16 protein-coding genes, 1 tRNA gene and 2 rRNA genes are annotated in these 20,574 nt (G+C 61.7%); 9 read left to right on the top strand and 10 right to left on the bottom strand.

The window, feature by feature from the left end; genetic code table 11:
* Positions 1-87 precede the first annotated feature (87 nt).
* The 3 genes from ACYU8T_RS15990 (at position 88) to ACYU8T_RS16000 (ending at position 3,286) form a co-directional block, all read left to right on the top strand.
* Positions 88-2,885, top strand: a 23S ribosomal RNA gene (locus ACYU8T_RS15990).
* Positions 2,886-3,007: 122 nt separating this feature from the next.
* A 5S ribosomal RNA gene (gene rrf, locus ACYU8T_RS15995) occupies positions 3,008-3,122 on the top strand.
* Positions 3,123-3,209: 87 nt separating this feature from the next.
* Positions 3,210-3,286 (top strand) — tRNA-Met (locus ACYU8T_RS16000).
* Between the two features lie 526 nt (positions 3,287-3,812).
* Here ACYU8T_RS16000 and ACYU8T_RS16005 read toward each other — a convergent pair.
* From ACYU8T_RS16005 to ACYU8T_RS16050, 10 genes are all read right to left on the bottom strand, one after another.
* Positions 3,813-4,127: a recombinase zinc ribbon domain-containing protein gene (locus ACYU8T_RS16005; RefSeq protein WP_461160254.1), complete on the bottom strand. Its 315-nt coding sequence runs from the start codon at positions 4,125-4,127 to the stop codon at positions 3,813-3,815.
* A complete protein-coding gene (locus ACYU8T_RS16010) occupies positions 4,025-4,591 on the bottom strand; it encodes a recombinase family protein (RefSeq protein WP_461160255.1) in 567 nt (188 codons plus the stop codon). Before ACYU8T_RS16010 ends, ACYU8T_RS16005 begins: the two co-directional genes overlap by 103 nt.
* Before the next feature lie 113 nt (positions 4,592-4,704).
* Positions 4,705-6,570: an ABC transporter ATP-binding protein gene (locus ACYU8T_RS16015; protein ID WP_461160256.1), complete on the bottom strand. Its 1,866-nt coding sequence runs from the start codon at positions 6,568-6,570 to the stop codon at positions 4,705-4,707.
* A 4-nt stretch (positions 6,571-6,574) separates the two neighbouring features.
* Positions 6,575-8,359, bottom strand: a complete 1,785-nt coding sequence (locus tag ACYU8T_RS16020; RefSeq protein ID WP_461160257.1) for an ABC transporter ATP-binding protein — start codon at positions 8,357-8,359, stop codon at positions 6,575-6,577.
* Positions 8,360-8,367: 8 nt separating this feature from the next.
* Positions 8,368-9,426, bottom strand: a complete 1,059-nt coding sequence (locus ACYU8T_RS16025; RefSeq protein ID WP_461160258.1) for an ABC transporter substrate-binding protein — start codon at positions 9,424-9,426, stop codon at positions 8,368-8,370.
* A 12-nt stretch (positions 9,427-9,438) separates the two neighbouring features.
* Entirely contained in the window at positions 9,439-10,800 is a 1,362-nt protein-coding gene (locus ACYU8T_RS16030) for an LLM class flavin-dependent oxidoreductase (protein WP_461160259.1), read from the bottom strand.
* Between the two features lie 55 nt (positions 10,801-10,855).
* A complete protein-coding gene (locus tag ACYU8T_RS16035) occupies positions 10,856-11,599 on the bottom strand; it encodes a class II aldolase/adducin family protein (protein ID WP_461160260.1) in 744 nt (247 codons plus the stop codon).
* Between the two features lie 11 nt (positions 11,600-11,610).
* Positions 11,611-12,726, bottom strand: coding sequence for an ABC transporter substrate-binding protein (locus ACYU8T_RS16040; RefSeq protein ID WP_461160261.1), 1,116 nt, complete (start codon positions 12,724-12,726; stop codon positions 11,611-11,613).
* A gap of 213 nt (positions 12,727-12,939) precedes the next feature.
* Positions 12,940-14,046, bottom strand: a complete 1,107-nt coding sequence (locus ACYU8T_RS16045; protein WP_461160262.1) for a sigma-54 interaction domain-containing protein — start codon at positions 14,044-14,046, stop codon at positions 12,940-12,942.
* 98 nt (positions 14,047-14,144) lie between these two features.
* Positions 14,145-15,197, bottom strand: coding sequence for an ABC transporter substrate-binding protein (locus ACYU8T_RS16050; protein ID WP_461160263.1), 1,053 nt, complete (start codon positions 15,195-15,197; stop codon positions 14,145-14,147).
* Positions 15,198-15,526: 329 nt separating this feature from the next.
* Here ACYU8T_RS16050 and ACYU8T_RS16055 point away from each other — a divergent pair, with 329 nt between their 5' ends.
* Genes ACYU8T_RS16055 through ACYU8T_RS16080 form a run of 6 tightly spaced genes read left to right on the top strand, consistent with a single transcriptional unit; the run spans position 15,527 to position 20,570 of the window.
* Positions 15,527-16,588 carry an ABC transporter substrate-binding protein gene (locus ACYU8T_RS16055; protein ID WP_461160264.1) on the top strand — a complete coding sequence of 354 codons (1,062 nt, stop codon included), beginning with the start codon at positions 15,527-15,529 and terminating at the stop codon, positions 16,586-16,588.
* Positions 16,588-17,382: an ABC transporter permease gene (locus tag ACYU8T_RS16060; protein ID WP_201515306.1), complete on the top strand. Its 795-nt coding sequence runs from the start codon at positions 16,588-16,590 to the stop codon at positions 17,380-17,382. Before ACYU8T_RS16055 ends, ACYU8T_RS16060 begins: the two co-directional genes overlap by 1 nt.
* Complete coding sequence (locus ACYU8T_RS16065; RefSeq protein ID WP_236575065.1) at positions 17,379-18,143, top strand: ABC transporter permease; 765 nt, start codon at positions 17,379-17,381, stop codon at positions 18,141-18,143. Before ACYU8T_RS16060 ends, ACYU8T_RS16065 begins: the two co-directional genes overlap by 4 nt.
* 14 nt (positions 18,144-18,157) lie before the next feature.
* A complete protein-coding gene (locus ACYU8T_RS16070) occupies positions 18,158-19,012 on the top strand; it encodes an ABC transporter ATP-binding protein (protein WP_201515305.1) in 855 nt (284 codons plus the stop codon).
* Positions 19,012-19,620: a nitroreductase family protein gene (locus ACYU8T_RS16075; protein ID WP_201515304.1), complete on the top strand. Its 609-nt coding sequence runs from the start codon at positions 19,012-19,014 to the stop codon at positions 19,618-19,620. The genes ACYU8T_RS16070 and ACYU8T_RS16075 overlap by 1 nt, the downstream gene beginning before the upstream one ends.
* The gene (locus ACYU8T_RS16080) at positions 19,617-20,570 is read left to right on the top strand and encodes an LLM class flavin-dependent oxidoreductase (protein ID WP_461160265.1); all 954 of its coding nucleotides are present in this window, start codon (positions 19,617-19,619) and stop codon (positions 20,568-20,570) included. The genes ACYU8T_RS16075 and ACYU8T_RS16080 overlap by 4 nt, the downstream gene beginning before the upstream one ends.
* Positions 20,571-20,574: the final 4 nt, after the last annotated feature.

Below are 20,574 nucleotides of genomic sequence, written 5' to 3' on the forward strand. Positions count from 1 at the left end.
TGATTATCTGGCTGAGTTAAATCACCACACCGAATACAAGCTGATGCGCAGTGCTTCTCCAGTGCTGTCATTGGTGGTGTGGACTCTCAAGCGTGAGGTAAGGGCATCTGGTGAATGCCTTGGCATGTACAGGCGATGAAGGACGTGGCACGCTGCGATAAGCGTGGGGGAGCTGTGAGCAAGCTTTGATCCCGCGATTTCCGAATGGGACAACCCACCTTCACCATTTAAGGTCTTTCCAGCTTTCGAGCTGGGCGGGCGTTAAATGGGAGAGGTATCACTAAGCTGAATAAAATAGGCTTTGGTGAAGCGAACCCGGGGAACTGAAACATCTCAGTACCTGGAGGAAAAGACATCAACCGAGATTCCGTTAGTAGTGGCGAGCGAACGCGGACCAGGCCAGTGCCTGTTGTTTAGTTAGCAGAACATTCTGGAAAGTTTGACCATAGCGGGTGACAGTCCCGTATGCGAAAGCGAAACAACAGGACTTGAGTAGGGCGGGGCACGTGAAACCCTGTCTGAACATGGGGGGACCACCCTCCAAGCCTAAATACTCGTACATGACCGATAGCGAACCAGTACCGTGAGGGAAAGGTGAAAAGCACCCCGATGAGGGGAGTGAAACAGTACCTGAAACCGGATGCCTACAAGCAGTTGGAGGATCCTTGAGATCTGACAGCGTACCTCTTGCATAATGGGTCTGTGACTTAGTGTATCGAGCAAGCTTAAGCCGTTAGGTGTAGGCGCAGCGAAAGCGAGTCTGAATAGGGCGACCATGAGTTCGATGCATTAGACCCGAAACCCGGCGATCTATGCATGACCAGGTTGAAGGTGCGGTAACACGCACTGGAGGACCGAACCGTTTAATGTTGAAAAATTATCGGATGAGTTGTGCTTAGGGGTGAAAGGCCAATCAAGCCGGGAAATAGCTGGTTCTCCGCGAAATCTATTGAGGTAGAGCGTCGGATGATTGCCGTTGGGGGTAGAGCACTGGATGGTTGCGGGGGTCGCGAGATCTACCAATACTAACCAAACTCCGAATACCAACGAGTCTAGTCCGGCAGACAGACGGCGGGTGCTAAGGTCCGTCGTCAAAAGGGAAACAGCCCTAACCTACAGCTAAGGTCCCCAAGTCACGTCTAAGTGGGAAAGCATGTGGGATTTCCAAAACAACCAGGAGGTTGGCTTAGAAGCAGCCATCCTTTAAAGAAAGCGTAACAGCTCACTGGTCTAAATAAGAGATCCTGCGGCGAAGATGTAACGGGGCTCAAGACGTGCACCGAAGCTTAGGGTTCAGTCTTTGACTGAGCGGTAGCGGAGCGTTCCGTAGGCCGTTGAAGCGGAAGGGTAACCGACCGTGGAGGTATCGGAAGTGCGAATGCAGACATGAGTAGCGATTAACAGTGTGAGATGCACTGTCGCCGAAATTCCAAGGGTTCCTGCTTAAAGCTAATCTGAGCAGGGTAAGCCGGCCCCTAAGACGAGCCCGAAGGGGGTAGTCGATGGGAACCACGTTAATATTCGTGGGCCTGGTGGTGTGTGACGGATGGCGTAACTTGTTCGGCCTTATTGGATTGGTCCGGGCAGGGAAGTTGTCCCAGGAAATAGCCCCACCGTATAGACCGTACCCTAAACCGACACAGGTGGAATGGTAGAGTATACCAAGGCGTTTGAGAGAAGTATCCTGAAGGAACTCGGCAAATTGCCTCCGTACCTTCGGAAGAAGGAGGCCCCATCTTAAGGCAACTTTTGATGGGGGGCACAGGCCAGGGGGTAGCGACTGTTTAGCAAAAACACAGGGCTCTGCTAAGTCGGCTTCAAGACGACGTATAGGGCCTGACGCCTGCCCGGTGCCTGAAGGTTAAGAGGAGGAGTGCAAGCTCTGAATTGAAGCCCAGGTAAACGGCGGCCGTAACTATAACGGTCCTAAGGTAGCGAAATTCCTTGTCGGGTAAGTTCCGACCTGCACGAATGGCGTAACGACTTCCCCACTGTCTCCAGGATATGCTCAGCGAAATTGAATTCTCCGTGAAGATGCGGAGTACCCGCGGTTAGACGGAAAGACCCCGTGCACCTTTACTGCAGCTTCAGAGTGGCATTAGGAAAGAACTGTGTAGCATAGGTGGGAGGCTTTGAAGCGATGACGCCAGTTGTCGTGGAGCCATAGGTGAAATACCACCCTGTTGTTTTCTGATGTCTAACCTCGCACCGTTATCCGGTGCAGGGACCCTCTGTGGCGGGTAGTTTGACTGGGGCGGTCGCCTCCTAAAGAGTAACGGAGGCGCGCGATGGTGGGCTCAGGACGGTTGGAAACCGTCTGTTAGAGTGCAATGGCATAAGCCCGCCTGACTGCGAGACTGACAAGTCGAGCAGAGACGAAAGTCGGTCATAGTGATCCGGTGGTCCCTCGTGGAAGGGCCATCGCTCAACGGATAAAAGGTACGCCGGGGATAACAGGCTGATGATTCCCAAGAGCTCATATCGACGGAATCGTTTGGCACCTCGATGTCGGCTCATCACATCCTGGGGCTGGAGCAGGTCCCAAGGGTTTGGCTGTTCGCCAATTAAAGTGGTACGTGAGCTGGGTTCAGAACGTCGCGAGACAGTTTGGTCCCTATCTGCCGTGGGCGTCGAAATTTGAGAGGAGTTGACCCTAGTACGAGAGGACCGGGTTGAACATACCTCTGGTGTACCTGTCGTCCTGCCAAGGGCGCAGCAGGGTAGCTATGTATGGACGGGATAACCGCTGAAAGCATCTAAGCGGGAAGCCTCCCTCAAGATAAGATTTCTTCGAGCGGTCGTAGACCACGACCTTGATAGGCCGGATGTAGAAGTGTGGTAACATATGGAGCTAACCGGTCCTAATTGCTCTGATCGCGCCTGAGAGTCCCACCATCAATGACAATGCTGGAAAGCAGCGTCGGCGATGTGGTGATCACCTCAAGCCAGATACTCAAATACCCAAAGTGCACGGCATCGATTAATACCCAAAGCGCAAGCTTCATTGCTTGGTGACCATAGCGTCTGTGACCCACCCGATCCCATCCCGAACTCGGCCGTGAAACCAGTCTGCGCCGATGGTACTGTGGCTCAAGCCCCGGAAGAGTAGGGCGTCGCCAGGCATTGAAGCTCGCGCTTTGAAACAACAAAACCCATTCACATAGTTCATAAAAGGGCGGCCCATAAAGCCGCCCTTTTACCTTTGGTGGCGCGGGATGGAGCAGCCCGGTAGCTCGTCAGGCTCATAACCTGAAGGTCGCAGGTTCAAATCCTGCTCCCGCAACCACCGCCATAGAACTACAAACGCCGCCCCACGGGGCGGCGTTCGCGTTTAGGGCAAACGCCGCTAAATCCGTCACGTTGACACGATCTCCGCTTCGGGACCCCGAGCGCCGTCAGGATAGATCGTCACGCTCTCGATTAGCTGATGCATCAACGCGGCAGCTTCGCCACTGGAACTGTCATCGCTGCGTCTCCCATAGACCGCAAACCCTTCCGATAAATCCTCCAAGATGTTGCGGCTTCGGTCCGAATGGCCTCTCCATCGGGGGTATCGAGCAGCGCTCCGAGCTTTCACTAACTTCTGGACCAACATCGGATGCTGCAGGATCTCGGCGATCGGGTTCTCCGAAGCCGATCAAGCCAACCGGACTGAAAAAGCCGCTCTCTCCATCTCTGACTCCGATAGCAATTTCATCAGCGTTAGGCTGAAGGGGAGTCCGCTAAAGAGATTGGGAGACACAATCACCAACTCTCCATCACCAGAAACCGATTTTTCGCGATCTATCCCGATCAACTGGTCCGCCCCTGATCTATGTAACGTCACGGTTGTACGTCGCGGCGAACAGGCGGGAATGATCCTCAATGAAAAGGTGATGCTGGAGAACCCCAATGGCCACCTGTCCCAGCGCGCGCTTGCGTACCGACAGCGCGTTGCCACACGTCCCGCGCTCCTTCTGCCCGGCGCAGCGATAATAGTCTTTTCCGCTGATCCTATAGTTGGCGCCGCAGCAGCTGCACTTGATCAGCCCCGAAAGCAGATGCCTTTCGGGGGGCTTGCCGGCAGGTGATTGCGGTTTGACGCTATGTTCCCCTTCCCGCTTATCTGAAATCGACCGGCGGACCATTTCGCTCGCACCGGCTCCCAGAATTCCTGGTCAATGATGCGCAGGTCGGCTACCTTGACTTGGATCCACTCCGATCGATCGCGCAGCCGATAGCGCCGTTCACGCGTCTCGCTGTCGGGATTGCGCCGCCACTGCCGGCGGCCCCAAACCAGCCGCCCGATGTAGAGCGGGTTGTTGAGGATGCCGGTTAGGGCTTTGGGATTTCGGCGGATCGTCGAAGCATTCCATTCTCCGCCGCGCGGGTCGGGGATGCCCTCTTCATTCAGCGCCGTGGCTATCGCGATGGCGGACAGGCCGTTTGCGAAATCCCGGAAGATCCGCCTCAGGATTCCGGCTTTGCCCGCATCGATCTCGGGATGGCCAGCGATCGGTCCTCCATTGGCATCAAGCATCTTCTTCTTCTTCTTCTTGTAAGCATAGGCGCGGCCGCCAGTGAAGCGGCCAGCCGCGACTGCCGCTTCCATTCCTCGCAAGGTTTTCCCAATGAGGCCTTTGAGGAAGATCGCGCCGACGAACCGGCCGCTCGGATTCGTGGGATGGCCGCTTCTCAGATGTCGCACAAGTGGGTTGACGATCGTCAGACCGCGCTTGCTGCAGGACGTAAATCACCCTGTTGGACTGTATTGACCTGATCCACGTTCGCCGCCCTTTCGTAACTGCCATGCAGCGCAGCATAATGTCCGCTCTTCGCGATCAGGGCGGCATGTGGCCCCGTCTCGATCACCTGACCGTTTTCGATGACCACTATCCGATGCGCCGAACGGATTGTCTCCAGCCGATGCGCGATGACCAAGGCGGTCCGCCCCTCGCACAGCACGCGAAGTGCTTGCTGAATCCTGCGCTCGGTACTCACGTCGATGGCGGATGTCGCTTCGTCCAATACCAGAACGGAAGGATTGGCCAGATAGGCGCGCACGAGGCAGACAAGCTGACGTTGCCCTTGGCTCAGCTGGCTCCCAAGCGGTCCCACTTGCGTTGCGTAAGCATGCGGCAGCGCGCTCAGCACTTCGTGGGCGCCGAGGCGTTTCGACGCTGCAATCAAATCCTCATCTTTCGCATCTGGCTTGGCTAGACGCAAATTGTCCAGCACGGTGCCGCCAAACAGCACATTGTCCTGCAGCACGACACCAATGTGGCTTCGCAGGCTTCGTTCAGCGAAATTCCTGATGTCCTGTCCGTCCAAAAAGACTGCACCAGCATCCACATCATAGAAGCGGGTGAGCAGTTGCACGAGCGTGCTTTTGCCATGCCCAGTCGGTCCCACGATCGCCAGCAGTTCACCGGGTTGGATCGTGAGGTTCAGATTGTGAATCACTCGTTTGTCGGAGTTATAGCCGAAACTTACATCGCGAAACTCGATGTGCCCCTGCACCGTTGGGGGATTGAGAGCTGCGGGAACATCGGTAATTTCCGGTTCTGTATACAGCAGCAGGAAGATGCGCTGGGCGCAGGCAGTCCCATTGGCGAAGCGCTCGAAAAGGTCGCTGAACTCCTGTAGCGGGGCAAGGAAAAGGAACACGTAGAACAGGCTTTGCGTCAGCTCCCCCAGCGTGAGGGTGCCCAGAGCAAGCCCGCGACCGCCGATAACCAGTGTCATCGCCAGGCCGGTCGTCGTCAACAGGCCGGTGAACGGTGCGAACCATCCGGATCGGATCGAGCCGAAGATCAGCGAGGAGTTGAAGTCTTCGAGCAGCCCCTGATATTTCGCGAGATTTTCCTGGTCCCGCCCGGATTGCTTGATCAGGCGGACGGCCGCCACAGTTTCGACCAGATGAGCAGTGAAGCGGCTGCGATTTTCCGCGACTCTGGCCCAGCTTCGCTGCGCCACACGTTTGAAGAGGATGGTGGCGAGGATCAGTACCGGCACCACTGCGGCGAGGCCGGCCAGAAGAGCCGGGGCGATGAGCCAGAGAAGGAAGCCCGAAAGGCAGAGGCGCAGCACGGCCGAGAGAAATTCGGGCGGCCCCTGGATAAGGAGTGGCTCCAGAGTGTCGACGTCCCGGTCCGCGCGGGCGATGATGCGGCCCGCCTTGGTACGGTCGAAATAGCCCACGCCAAGACGCTGGACATGTGCAAAGACTCGCGTGCGCAAATCGTTAAGAACGCGAATGGCGGCGACGCCGGCCCAATATTGGGACAGCCCCCCGAGGATGAAGCGCAGACCCCATGTCGCCGCAAGACCCGCGCATGCCCAGGCGATCAGGGGTGCGTCCACGCCTGTCTCGCGCAGCCCGCGGTCAACGACCAGCCCAATTAGCATTGGTCGCGCGAAGATGGCTAGCACCTGCACCATTTCGATCCCGATCACCGCTGCGATCGGCCGCCATACGGGCGCCACGAGCGGGAGCAGGCGGGTAGTAACGCTCTGATTCAAGCTGCGCTTCGAGAATTTTTCCTCGAGTTCGATGTCGGAAAGGGCGCTGTCGCCGCGAAATGCATTCATGACCTCAAAGCCCCATCAAGGCGCGATAGGACGCGCTGTTCTTCGCCAGATGTTCTGGCGTGCCCTGCGCAATAATCCGGCCCTCACCGAGCACAGCAACACGATCAGCAATCAGGGCAGTCGACAGGCGGCTCGCTACGATCAACATTGTGAGCGGCCGAGTCCGGCCGCTGCGCAGAGTGCGGATATTGTCGATCGCGCGCCGTTCGGTGCGGGCGTCGAGCGCGCTGGTCGCATCGTCCAGCACAAGGATGTCGGCGTCGGCAAGCAAGGCCCGGGCGAGGCAGGCGCGCTGGCGCTGCCCGCCCGAAAGCGTCGCGCCGCGATCGCCGACGTGGGTCTCCAATCCTTCGCTCAGTCGTTCGAGCAGCTCTCCAGCGGCGGCGTTGTCTAGCGCCTCGCGCAGCTGCGCATCGGTGGCGTCGGGCGCGCACAGCCGCAGATTGGCAGCCAAGCTGTCGGAAAAGAGGAAGCTTTCCTGCGGCAGCACATGGACGCGGCGACGTAGTTCGCGCAGGTCGCTTGCGCGCACGTCCTGCCAGCCAGCTTCATCAGAACCAATCTCGACCGCCCCCTCATCCACTTCGACCAAGCGGGGGAGAAGCGCCGTAAGAATGCTCTTGCCCGATCCCGTCGCGCCCACCAGCGCGACGACCTCGCCTGGCTGGACCGAGAGGCTCAGATCGCGCAGCACAGTAGCGCCATCGCCCAACGGGGAGGCGGACAGGTTGCGCAGGCGAACCCCCAGCGGACCAGGGGGCAGGGGCTGTGTGCCCGAGCGGATCACCGGCTCTGCGTCGAGCACCTCCCATATTCGAGCGGCTGACGCACGCGCATCGGCGATAACCTGAAGCAGCCGACCGATCCCCTCAATACGCAGAACCAGCGTGTTCACCACCAGCATCGCCGCAACAAGCGAGCCAAGACCCAAGCTGTCCTGAGCGACCATCCAGGCGCTGAAACCCAGCACCCAGGCATGGGAAAGCGCGATGATCGTCTGCGGGAGCGGCACGCGGCGCGACGCATGGCGGATCGCGGCGCGCGCTTCGGCGCGGAACAGATCGACGTGATTGCGGAAGCGTTCGGCACGCGCTTCGCCTAGCGAGAAAGCCTTGATCACCCGGACGCCATTCACCCCTTCGGACAGGTCCTGCGTCACTGCGTCATAAGCAGCCCCAATGCGGTGATCGAGCGCGACCAGCGTGTCGGCTTGGGCCCAAAGCAGGGCTATGCCGATCAGCAGCAGCGCGGCGGGAACAAGCGCCAGCCAGGGCGAGTAAAGGAACAGCAGGCCAAGGGAGATGGCGACGATCAGGCCGGTTTCGAAAATCTGCCGCCAGAAGTTGATGAGCGCGTCCCGCACCTTGTCGGCATCGCGCGTCATTCGGGTCACCATCTCGCCGACGCCATGGCGCCAGTGATAGGCGAGGTCGAGCCGCTGGATCTGCGTCAGGATGCGTCCCCGCAGGATGGTCAGCAGCCTCTGGCCGATCGAGAGGGAAAGCAGGCCGGCTCCGTATTGCAACGCTGCGCGAGCAAGCGACAGCCCGAGCAGCAGCATGACCCAGAACCAGGCGCGGCTATAATCAAGGCCACCTGACCCGGCGACCACCAACTTGCCATGCTGCGCTTCCTGCACGGCATGGCCGACCAGCACCTGCTGTCCAACCAGCGCGATATTGACCGCCGCCAGCAGGACGGCGGTCAACAGAAAGCGCCCCGGCATTTCGCCGTAGATGGCGAGGCAGCGCAGCAAAGGGCTGCGGCGAAATAACCCCCTATCCCCCATGATCGCGATCAGCTCGCCAGAGCGAGCGACTGCGCCGCTTCGAGCGGGCGCGCATCGATCCAGTCGCGCACGTCGAAGCTCTGCGGGATGAAGTTCCAGCGCTGCAGGAAGTTGGTGAAGTCCTGGATCGCGGTGACCGACTGTTCGGCAAGGTCGGTTTTCAGCTTCGTCTGCGCATCCTCGCCATAAGCGATGCTCACCCAATATTCGCTGCTATTGGTCTCGCGCGCGAGGTAGCGTCGCACTTCGGAGGCGTGCGATTGCGCCCAATGTTCGGCGCGCAGGACCTGCTCGACGATGGTAACGGCAGCGTCGAAATGATTGTCGATCAGATGGCCGTCCACAGCGAGCGTGCGCGGCGTGCCATTGTTGGATCGAACCAGCGGATCGGGATGGATGCCGGTGTCGACCACCGTGGTCAGGCCGAACTGATGCGCGATCTGCGCGCCGCCCGCGCCCTTGAGGAAGATTGCATCGACTTCGCCGCGCAGCAGGGCGATGAGTTCAAGATTGTTGGCGCGCGCCCGGCTGGTGCTCCGGCCATTCCAGGCGAGTGTGCCGCCGACGGTCTGCGCCTGGCCGTCGCTATAATGGGTGTCGATGTCCTGATCCACGAGCTCGACGTCGGATACTTCCAGGCCTTCGAGCCGCAGCGCATTTTCCAGACCGCGGATGGCCTGAGCGCGAGAAAAGTCGATCTCCACATTCTTCCAGTTCGGCAGGCCGAAACGGCGGCCCTTGAGGTCACGAACGGAAGTGATGCCGGACTCCGGGCTGGCGAGGATCAACTGCGTCTCATCGGCCCAAGACAGGCCTATCACGCGAGTATCGCGGCCCCGTGCGCGCGCGCTGATCGCCGGGATGTTGCCGCCATGCCGGACGCTGTTCTGCACCGTATGCGAGAAGTGGGACTCCCGCTTGGAGAAGTCGCTGGATTCGAGCAGCGAGGACAGGCTGGTGCCCTGCGTCCGAAAGGCGTCTTCCAGCCAACCCTGCTGGATGGCGATGCCAAGGCCGGTCGGCACCGGACAGCGAGTGTACCAAAGGGTGTCGAGTTTCTGGCTCATGCGTCTGTTCCTTTATTGTGCGGCTTCGAGGAGGGGGGCTTCGGCTGAAACCGTCCGGGCGTTTGGATTGGCGGGACGCGGAAGGTTCAGATGTTGGCGCAGCGTCACGCCTTCATATTCGGTGCGGAACAGGCCGCGCCGCTGCAGCTCGGGCACCACTAGGTTGACGAAATCTTCCAGCGAACTGGGCAATAGCGGCGGGATGAGGTTGAAGCCGTCGGCGGCATCGCGCTCGAACCAGTCCTGAATCTGGTCGGCGATGTCGGCGGGCGTACCCAACACCACCCGGTGCCCCCTCACGGCGTTGAAGCGCAGGAAGAGCTGGCGAATGGTAAGATTCTCGCGCCGCGCCAGCGCTGTGAGTTGCCGCCAGCGGCCTTTGCCATTTTCCGGCTCAGGCAGATCTGGCAATGGTCCGTCGAGCGGATAGGCGCTGACATCCTGGCCCATGAGGTTGAGGTCGCCGGAGAAATCGACCTTCTCCTCCAGTGCGCCGAACTTGTCCTGTGCCTCCTGCAAGCTGGAGCCGATCGTGAAGGAGAGGCCGGGCATGACCTTCAGCGTATCGGGATTGCGGCCATAGCTGGCGACACGCGCCTTCACATCCTTGTAGAAGGCCTGAGCATCTTCGATGAACTGGGCGGCGGCGTAGATCATCTCGGCATGTCGGGCGGCGAAATCGCGGCCGACTTCCGAATTGCCGGCCTGCGCGAAGACTGGATAGCCTTGGATGGGCCGAGGCATGTCCAGCACGCTGTCGATGCCATAATAGGGGCCGCGGTAGTGGACCGGATGGACCGCGTCGGCGTTCAGATAGATGCCGCTCTCCTTGTCCGCGCCCTCGAAGGCGTCGTCTTCCCAGCTGTTCCACAGCGCTTTGGCCAGTTCGACAAAGTCATGGGCGCGCTCGTAGCGTTCGGCATGGCTGGCGGGCTGCTCGATGCCGAAGCTCTTCGCCGCGCCGTCGGCCAGCGATGATACGATGTTCCAGCCTATTCGACCGCCGCTGATGTGATCGAGCGAGGCGAAGCGTCGGGCCAGCGCATAGGGCTGTTCGAAATTGGTGTTCACCGTCGCGACCAGGCCGATATGACTGGTAATGCTGGCCAGAGCGGCCGTCGCGGTCAGCGGTTCGAAATCAAGGAAGGCGTAGCGGCGCGCTATGCCTTTGGTGTTGTCGCCGCTTTGTCCCACGAAATCGGCGAAGAAGGCGGCGTCCAGCTTGCCGCGCTCGGCGGTGCGGACGAGGTCGGCCCAATAGCGGAAATCCGGCTTGCCGGTTTCGGCCGTGCTCGGCTGACGCCATGCGCCAGGATGATGGCCGTGGCGGGTGAGGAATACGGCAAGCGCGAGCTGGCGCTTCTTTTCGGACATGGAAAATGCTCCGGGTCAGGAGGTGACCGGCGCGGAGAAGCGTCGGCCATCATGGTCATTCAGCGGCTAGCGCCGTTTCGGGTAGGTGGATTGTGCCGTCGTCGTCGACGCGCGCCTCGGGCGGCACCAGCTTGCCCATCTTCCACTGCTGCTCCAGAACACCGGGGCCGAAGGGCTCGGAGCCGCCGAGCGCCGCTGCAAGGATCTGGAACTGTGCGCCTTCCTCCAGCAGCACGATATTGTTGGTGAGGTCGCGCAACCCCTTCCAGCTCCAGATCGTCGCGCCGCCATTGGCTTCCACGATGCCGGGCACTTCCCGGTCCTGCTCGATGGAATCGAGGATAAAGTCCGGCTCCGGCTGGCGGCGGTTGATGTAGACCGGGAGCTGCGCGGTGAAGCGGAAGCGGCGGTTGGGCACATAGAGCAGCGGCAGTTCCGAATGGGCCTGCGAATAAGCGCCCAGATGCGGCGTGTGCACATGGCTGATCGCCTGAAAATCGGGATATTTCTTGAAGATCTTTAGATAGCGGGCCGCGCCGCCCGGGGCGTTGCCCCAATACAGCGTCCCGTCGAAGCCGAGCACGCTGGTGACGGCCTGATCCGGATCGTCTTCCCACAGCCCAGCATAGTTCAGCGTGATGATCTTCTCTTCATCAGGCACGCGGACGGCGAAGAACAGGGTGCCGCTCGCAGAAATGGTGCGGGTTTCGCGCAAGACGCGGAAGGCGCGGCGTGCGTCCTTTTCCGTTTGCAGCACGAAGTCGATCGTAGCTTTCGAAAGTCCGTTGACGTCAGACATGATGTTTCCTTTCAGGCGGGGATGGCGACCGGTGCGGGACGCTGTTCGTTGAAGGCGCGGGCGGCTTCGAGCGGGCGCGGATCGATCCAGTCAGACAGCGCGAAATCCGCGTCGAGGAAGCCGTGGGTGAACAGGAATTTCTTTTGTTGCTCGAGGAGGGTCAGCCGTTCCGCATCCAGCGTCGGATGGAGCCCTTCGTGCAGCTTCGCATAGGCTTGATCGACCGCCGCAGCGCTGCCATCCGTTTCATAGGCCAGGATATCCCGCAGGCGATCGGGCTGCTCGGCCACCCAGTCCGCCGCGCGTAGCGTGACAGCAAGGAAGCGCACCAGCAGGTCGAAATGGTCGTCGATCAGGCTCTGATGCACGGTGATCGGGCGGGGCGTGCCATTGTTCACGCGGAAGCGGGGGTCGGGCAGCGCGTCGAGGTCGATGGCTACCACCAGCCCGTTCTCGCGCGCCTGGTCGATTGCGGCCGCGCCCTTGACGTAGATGGCGTCAACCTTGCCTTCCACCAGTGCCTCGATCGGCCAGAGTCGGCCGACGCCGCTGCGCCGGCCTTCCCCATGCGGCAGCAAGTCGCGCCCGCTGCCCCCTATGTTGCGCAGCCGGTCGGGCGTTTCGATCAGGTCCACGTCATCGAACGTGAGCCCAGCCGAAGCCAGTACGCCCTTGTAGCCCGCCAGTGACATGCCACGCGCGATGCTGGTGCCGCGCACATGGCCAGGAATATCGTTGTGGCTCCAGCCGGGGAGGGCGAGTCGCTTGCCCTTGAGATCGGCGGCGCTACGGATGCCGGAGTCCGGGCGAGCGAGGATCAACTGGCTTTCCTCGATCCACGTCAGGCCGATGAGCTTGGTCGGTTCACCTTGCGCGCGGGCGGCGATCGCCAGCATGTTGCCGCCTTCGCGGATCAGCGTCGGCAGGCGATGGTCATAATGGTGGCGGCCAAGCTCCGATCCGGACTGCTGCAAAGTTTTGAGCGCGACGTCGGCCGCCTCGAAACTCTCGGTCAGCCAGCCCAGCTTGTAAGCGATGCCCGTAGCGGTCGGCACGGGGCAGCGGGTGAACCAGATTTCGTCGGGCTGGCTGGCCTTTATGGCGGCGCTGTTGGGCTGAGTTGGCACGGCTGGCATGTCTCCGATTGATTGTTCGGAGGAGTTCGCAAGAGCTGTGCCAATCCAGAAAACGGCGGAATTTCGCGGAACCGTGGCGTCGGTGAATGGCGCGGCTGCGGCTTATTGAGCAGCGGCGCTGTTGCGTTTGCAGCGGAGTGCCATGCGGAAGTGAGAAAGTGGCAGCGTCCCGGCTCTGACCGCGATGACGAGCAAACCCAACCTTCAGATCAGATCGAGATTCTTCAGATGCGTCCGCACCACATTGCGCGTGATACCAAGCACCTCGGCCGTCTTGATCTGGTTCTCACCGGACCGGCGGAATGCTTCCGTCACCGTGAATGCTACCAGCCTGTCGAGCAATTGGTCATGCTTACCCTTCAGCAGCCGTCCAATGAACGGACGTACCGCTTCCTCCAGCGAACTACTGTCACCGCTCGACTCCGCAGTCGCCGCGACTTCTCCGAGCCCGAGATCGGCAGGCTGAATGCGACCTTCCTCGCAGATAAGCGTGCCGCGGTGAATGGCGTTTTCCAGTTCGCGGATATTGCCAGGCCAACCATGCTGAAACAGGGCTTCTTCTGCCGCGGCGCTCAGTTCCAGACGGTTGGCGCCGGCGCGCGTGCCGTATATCTCTAGGAAGTGGCGGGCGAGCGGCAGGATGTCGGCACGCCGTTCGCGCAAGGGGAGCAGCGGGATCGAGACGACCTGAAGGCGGTAGAACAGGTCGGATCGGAACCGACCGTCATTCACTGCCTGTTGCAGCTCGACATTGGTGGCGGCGATTACGCGAACGTTGAGGGGAACAGCCTTCCGGGACCCCAGCCGAACGACTTCCCGTTCCTGCAGCACACGCAGCAGCTTCACTTGTAGCGGCAGCGAGAGGTCGCCCAATTCATCCAGAAAGAGCGTCCCGCCATTGGCCGCTTCGAACCAGCCCGGGCGGGCGACATTGGCGCCCGTGAAGGCACCCTTTTCATAGCCGAACAGCTCGCCTTCGATCAGCGATTCGGAAAAAGCTCCGCAATTGACCGCGACGAAAGGGGTGCGCGCCCGATTGCTGAGGCTGTGGACATATCGCGCGACCAGTTCCTTGCCCGTCCCGGTTTCGCCCATGATCAGCACATTGGCGTCGCTGGGCGCAATCCGTTCTATCAGTGGCAGCAGCGCGCGCGAACGCGGGTCGTTGAAGATCAGCGCGCGGGCACGAGGCCCCACGGCATGATGCTGGTCGCAATCATATGCGAGCAATGGCCGACCGTCGCCATTGGTGGCGGAAACCAAGCCGACTTCGGCGCGATCATCGACCCGATTGTGCGAACTGTTCCTCATGCTTCCTCCATCTCCGGCGTGGCAGGAATAGCAGCTAATTGTCTTTCAATTTAGTAGAAAATAAAGTTAGCCGACTAGCTGAGCTATCAGCGGGATGTTCAGAGCGAACTAGCTCGTTCCGCGCGGCGCTCCAGCACGGCCCTGAGCGGCTCCGAACAGATCCATTCTTCAACATCGACCGGTTGTTCCAGAAAGCCATGCAGCCACAGGAATCGCGCCTGTATCTTCAACATTTCTACCCGCTCATCGGACAGGTCCGGATGGAGTGCGCGATGGAAATTGTTGCGGTAAGCGGCTTCCACGCCATCGATGCCGGACAATGTTTCCTGTGCGATGATCGCATTGAGTTCAACGGGATGGGCGGCCGCCCAGTCGGCCGCGCGCAGGCTCTGCTCCAGGAACCGCTCGACCAGTTGGGGATGGTGATCAATCATGTGCTGGTGAACGACGATGGGGCGCGGTGTGCCGTTGTTCACGCGCGCGAGGCGGCTGGGATAGGCGTCAAGGTCAATGCCGATCTCCAGCCCCAGTCGCTGGGCCGCCTCGGCGCCGGCGGCACCCTTCACATAAACCGCGTCGACACGTCCTGATGCGAGCCATTCAAGACCAAGCCACAGGCGCCTCATACCCTCCACGCTCGCCTGTTCTACGGGAGGAGCGGGAATTTCGGTCATCTGGATGTCATCCAAGGTCAGCCCCCCCAGCGCCAGCGCGCTCTTGATCCCGTGCAACGCCATGCCGCGCGCGATGCTCTCGCCACGCGTGCGGCCATAGCCCGGCAGGGCGAAGCGCAGCCCTTTGAGATCGGCCGGATCAAGCACGCCGACGTCGGGTCGAACCATGATGGCCTGCCTCTCATCGATCCATGTGAGGCCGATGACGCGCGTCGGGGTTCCCAGCGCGCGCGCTGCCAGCGCCTGGATATTGCCGCCCTCGCGGAACAGGTGGCGAGCCTGGTTTTCGGGATCGCTGGCGACCAGGTTCAAGCCCAATTCCAGCACGCGCTTGACGGTAATGCCGTCCCGGCCAAAGGCCTCTGTCATCCAGCCCTTGGCACAGGCCACGCCGGACGCAGCGGGTACGGGGCAGCGGGTCACCCATATGCTGTCCAGACCGGCTGGTCCGTCCTTATGCGCGACGCTGTTCGACATCCTCGTTTCTCCACGCGGGGATTGCCCCGATTTGACCATAGGGCAAATGGCATCGCAAGGGGCGTGCCAGATGGAAGAGCCGTTCACAGGCAGGCGGAACCGAGTCGTGAACGGCCACGACCGCTTCATTTCGCGCAGTGGGCTGGCCGCTCCTGCGGCGAAATCAGCAGCAGGATGCCCATGGCTTCGCCGAAGTCACGCAGAACCGCGCGAATGACCGCTTGGCACACGACATGCATGGCCTTTCGTCAAACCCGGTTCGCAGCATGGAGCCTTGCAGAGTGGCCTATCAATATAGCGCGTCTTTCCTTTCCAGATGCCGTCATGCCTTGGCGCTGCTCCTGGCCACGCTGGGCGGCGCCCTGCTGACCGGGTGTGGAGGATCGGGCGGAGCAACAGGCGGCGAGGCGGTCAAGACCCTGACCATTGCGTCGATCGCTTACCCCTATCAGGGCAAGCAGGTGTTCAACGGCCTCAATGGCGTGGTAATCGAGCAAGGCTGGCTCAAGGATCAGCTGGCGAAGAAGGGGGTGAACCTTGTCTTCACCCCCGTCTCGACGGCCGTTGGCGGACCGCTCATCAACGAAGGCTTTTCGGGCAAGCGGATCGATTTCGCCTCCTATGGCGACTTTCCCGCTGCCATTGCGGTAGCAGGCGGCGTGCCGTTGAAGATCGTAGCACCGGTGGGCCAAGGGCAGGACGTCTATATCGTCGTGCGCAAGGGGCTGCCGGCAAAGACTATCGCGGACCTCAAGGGCAAGCGGATCGCGCTGCATCGCGGGCGCCCATGGGAGCTGCCCTTCTCCAAGCTGGTCGACAGCAGCGGCCTGAAGCTCAGCGACTTCAAGATCGTCAACATCAATCCCTCGGCCACCCCAGCCGCGCTGGAGTCCGGCAGCGTGGATGCCGCCGTCCTGCTGTCCGACGGGTTGCTGGTCGAACAGAAGGGCATCGGCCGGGTGATCTGGTCGACGAGGGATGCGCCGGCCGACTGGAAGATGCGTGCCGAACTGTTCGGCCGCGCGGATTTCGTCGATGCGCATCCTGAACTGACGCAGCTGGTGGTGGACGCCTTCGTCCGCGCCGCCGCCTGGTCGTCGGATGAGGCGAACAAGGCCGAAGTCATCCACAACGCCGCGCGCGGCGCCCTGCCCGAGCGGATCGTAGCCAAGGATTACGCCAATAGCGGCATCCCATGGCGTGAGCGCTTCTCGCCCGTGTTCAATCCTGCAGTGCGCACCCATTATCGCTCCGTTGCCGACTATGCGTTGCAGCGCGGCCTGATCCGCAACAAGGTCGATGCCGACGCGCTGATCGACGAACGCTTCGTCGACAAGGCGCTGAAGGACCTGAAGCTGGAACAGTTCTGGGCGCATGAGGCGCGAAGCTGATGGCCAGCCTTCCTCTCGCCACGACCCCGCCCACTGGATTTCGCCTGAAGCATGTGTCTCTGGCGGCCTTTATTGCCCCGGCGCTGCTGCTCGCCCTATGGCAGCTTGCCTGCGCCAGCGTCCTCTTTCCGCCGCAGGTGCTGGTGCCGCCCAGCGGCGTTGCCAAGGCGCTGATCGACATGGCTGCGTCGGGTGAGTTGCAGCGGCATGTGGGCGACAGCCTCTACCGGCTGCTCGTCGGCTTCGCGATCGGGGCGAGCGCGGGCATGGCATTCGGCGCGGCGCTTGCCTTGTCGCGACTGATCGAGGCTGTGCTCTCGCCCCTCTTCCACACCATATGGCAGGTGCCCGTCATCGCCTTCGTGCCGCTGATGGTCATGTTCCTCGGCATTGACGAGCCTTTCAAGATCGCGGTCGTGGCGATCGCCGCCTTCTTTCCGATGGCGCTCGCAACATTCGACGGCATCAAGGGCGTGCCGCGCAACTGGTTCGACGTTGCCAAAGTCTATCGCTTGAAGCTGCATCAGCTGATCGGGTGCATCCTGCTTCCCGCGACCGTGCCGGCCGTTCTGACAGGGCTGCGTATTTCGCTCACCCGCGCCTGGGTCGTGCTCGTCGCGGCCGAACTGCTCGCCGCCGACAGCGGGATTGGCCAGATGATGGAGATGGGGCGGCAGCTATTCCAGATTGATGTAGTGCTGGCCGGCGTCGTGGTCAGCGGCCTTATCGGCTTTCTGCTCGATCGCGGCGCGCGCTGGGTCGAAAGTCGGGCCAGCCGCTGGAGGACCGCATGAGCGCCCAACTTTCCCGTTGGCCGGTCCGGCTCACCATCGGTCTTGTAGCTCCGCTGTTCCTCATTCTGCTGTGGCAAGCGAGCGCCGGCAACGCGACTTCCACGCCGCCAGCCGCCATTGCAGCCGCCCTCGCCGAACTGATGCGCAACGGCGATCTCGCGCGCGACACGCTGGCGACGCTTCAACGCGCGTTCACCGGCCTAGCCATTGGCGCTCCTCCGGGCGTAGCCGCTGGTATCGCCATGGGCATCTGGAAGCCGGTCGATCGGCTGCTGGGACCGCTGCTCCACGCGCTGCGGCAGGTGCCGATGATCGGCTGGCTGCCGCTCATCGGCCTGTGGTTTGGAGTGGGCGAGGGGACGGAGCTGATCGTCGTGGCCATGTCCGCCTTCTTCCCGTCGATGCTGAACAGCCATGCGGGCGTGGCACAGGTCGAGCGACGCTATCTGGAAGTGGGCGGCATCTACCGCTTTACCACGCTACAGCGCATCCGCTTCATCCTGCTGCCCGCCGCCATGCCGCTGGTGCTGACCGGCATCACGCAGGCGCTCGCCTTTGCCTGGATTTCCACCATCGGATCAGAACTGCTCACCGGCGCAGGCTCCGGCCTCGGCGTGGCAATGCAGACTGCGCAGGTGCAACAGCGGCTCGACATCATGCTCGTGGTGATCAGCGTCACCGCCGTTCTGGGCTTCCTTATCAACCAATTATTCCGCCGCCTGCGCCAGTCTCTGCTGCGTTGGCAACCATCCCAGTCATGATCCGGAGAAACGGCATGAGCCCCCATCCCCATGCCCGCGAAGAGCGTGCCCCCGCCGCCTCCAGCCGAGGCGCGCTGACTGTCAGCGGCCTCGATAAGAGCTTCGACATCGGCGGCCAAGCGCGCAAGATCCTCGACAACATCAATCTCGACGTCCGTCCCGGCGAATTCGTCAGCATCGTTGGCGCATCGGGTTGCGGGAAGTCCACGCTGCTGCGCCTGATCGCCGGACTCGACACCGACTATAGCGGCGAGTTGCGGCTCGACGGCGACCGCATCGCCACCACCAGTCTCGATCGCGGCATTGTGTTCCAGGACCACCGGCTTTTCCCGTGGATGACGCTGGAGCAGAATGTCGAACTGGCGCTGCTCAACACCGAAACGCCCAAGTCGCGCCGGGCGCAGATCGTCGCCGATCATATCGCCCTGGTGAACCTCAAGGGCTTCGAGAAAGCCTATCCGCATCAACTCTCGGGCGGCATGGCGCAGCGCGCCGCCATCGCTCGCGCACTGGTGACCGAGCCCAAGTTGCTGCTGCTGGACGAGCCGCTGGGCGCGCTCGACGCGCTGACCCGCGTTCATGTGCAGAACGAACTGCAACGCATCTGGATGGCGCAGCGCTCGACCATGGTGATGGTGACGCATGATGTGGAGGAGGCGCTGTATCTGGGCGACCGGGTCATCGTGATGTCGCCCAATCCCGGCCGCATCCGCCGTATTGTAGAGGTTGACCTGCCCCATCCGCGTGATCGCCGCGCGCCGCTGCTGCACCGGCTGAAGGATGAGATCTTAGCTGAACTCACATCCGGCGCGGATGCGGCCCAAACCGCCGATAATCTTGTCCACCTGCCCAGCAGAGAGGCCCGCTGATGAGCCGTATTGCAGATCACCCGATCGACCCCCTTTTCACCAACCGCTGGTCGCCGCGCAGCTTCACCGGCGAAGCTGTGCCGGACACCGTGCTGCGCACCGCCTTTGAAGCGGCGCGATGGGCGCCTTCGGGCATAAACGCGCAGCCGTGGCGTTTCCTGTTTACGCGACAGGGCGACGCATGGTGGGAAACCTATCTTGGCCTGCTGATGCCGCGCAACCGCCTCTGGGCGTCGAAGGCATCCGCGCTGGTCCTGATCCTGTCCGCGCGCGAACTGGAACGGCGCGGCGAGCGGGTTCCGAACAGTTCACACAGTTTCGACGCAGGCGCCGCCTGGGCGAACTTCGCGCATCAGGCGCTGCTCCTGGGCTGGCACACGCACGGTATCGGGGGCTTCGATCGCGAGGCCGCGCGTGAGCGCCTAAGCATCCCCCAGGATTTTTCGATCGAGGCCATCATCGCACTTGGCCGCAAGGGGGAACTTGAAGGGCTGGACCCCGAATTTCATGGGAGCGAAGCGCCCAATGGCCGCCGCCCGCTCGACGAAACCGTCTTCGCCGGAACGCTCGACAGCCCGGCGTTCGCAGAGGAAAGGGACGCCGCGTGACACTGAACATCTATTGGCGGCTCGATCCTGCCGCCGACCCGCAGCGCTCGGAACCGCGCAACTGGCAGCCTTTGCCTGCGCTCGCCCGCGACCGTCGCGTGAGCCACCAGAACCGCTTCGACTATTATCTCCAGCTCGCTCAGGCTGCTGCGCAGACCAGCTTTGATGGTTTGTTCGTGCGCCACCGCATTGAGGCCGACGAAAGCCGCATCATCGCCGCCATCGTGGCTCGCGCGGTTCCGCGTCTGACCGTCGTACCGGAATTTCCCGCTTCGGTGGGATCGGCGGTCTATGCGGCCAAGCAGGCGACTACATTTCAGCGGTCGACCCATGGCCGGCTGGGTTGGGCGATCGCGCCAGATGCGGAAGCCGCTGTCCGCGAGGGTGAGGCCGATTTCGTGGACGAAGATGATCTGGGGCAGCGGCTCGACGAATTTCTCACCCTGGCGCGCGGCGTGCATCAGCAGCTCCCCTTCAGCTACAAGGGCACATATTTCGAGGTGGAGAATGGCGGCTTCGACGCCCCGCTCAACCGCGTGTCGTTCCCGCGCATATTTTTACGAGGAGAAGACGAGCAGGCGCTGACGCTTTCGGCGCGTCATGCCGACGTTCATCTCTTCCAGCCCGCTCCCGTTGAAGCTGTTGCCCATGGCGTCGCGCGGCTCCAGGCACTGGCGGGCGGGCGGGTCAGCGCGGGTCTGATCCAGCCGCTGCTGGTCCGTGAGAACAAGGTCAGTGCCGAGCGCGATGCAAAAGGCCGCGATCTCGCGCCCGGTACGCTCGTCGCCAGCTATGACGAGGCGGCCGAGCAACTCGCCGCGATCGTTCGTGTCGGTATCAGCGAACTGGTGCTGGAAGCCGGGCCTTCGCTCGAAGAAGCCTATCGCATCGGCCAGCATCTTCTGCCCCGCCTGCACGCGCTGACCGGCGACGCGCGTGCCGCCGCCTGAAGGA

The organism is Sphingobium sp. TomMM35A, from assembly GCF_054771735.1.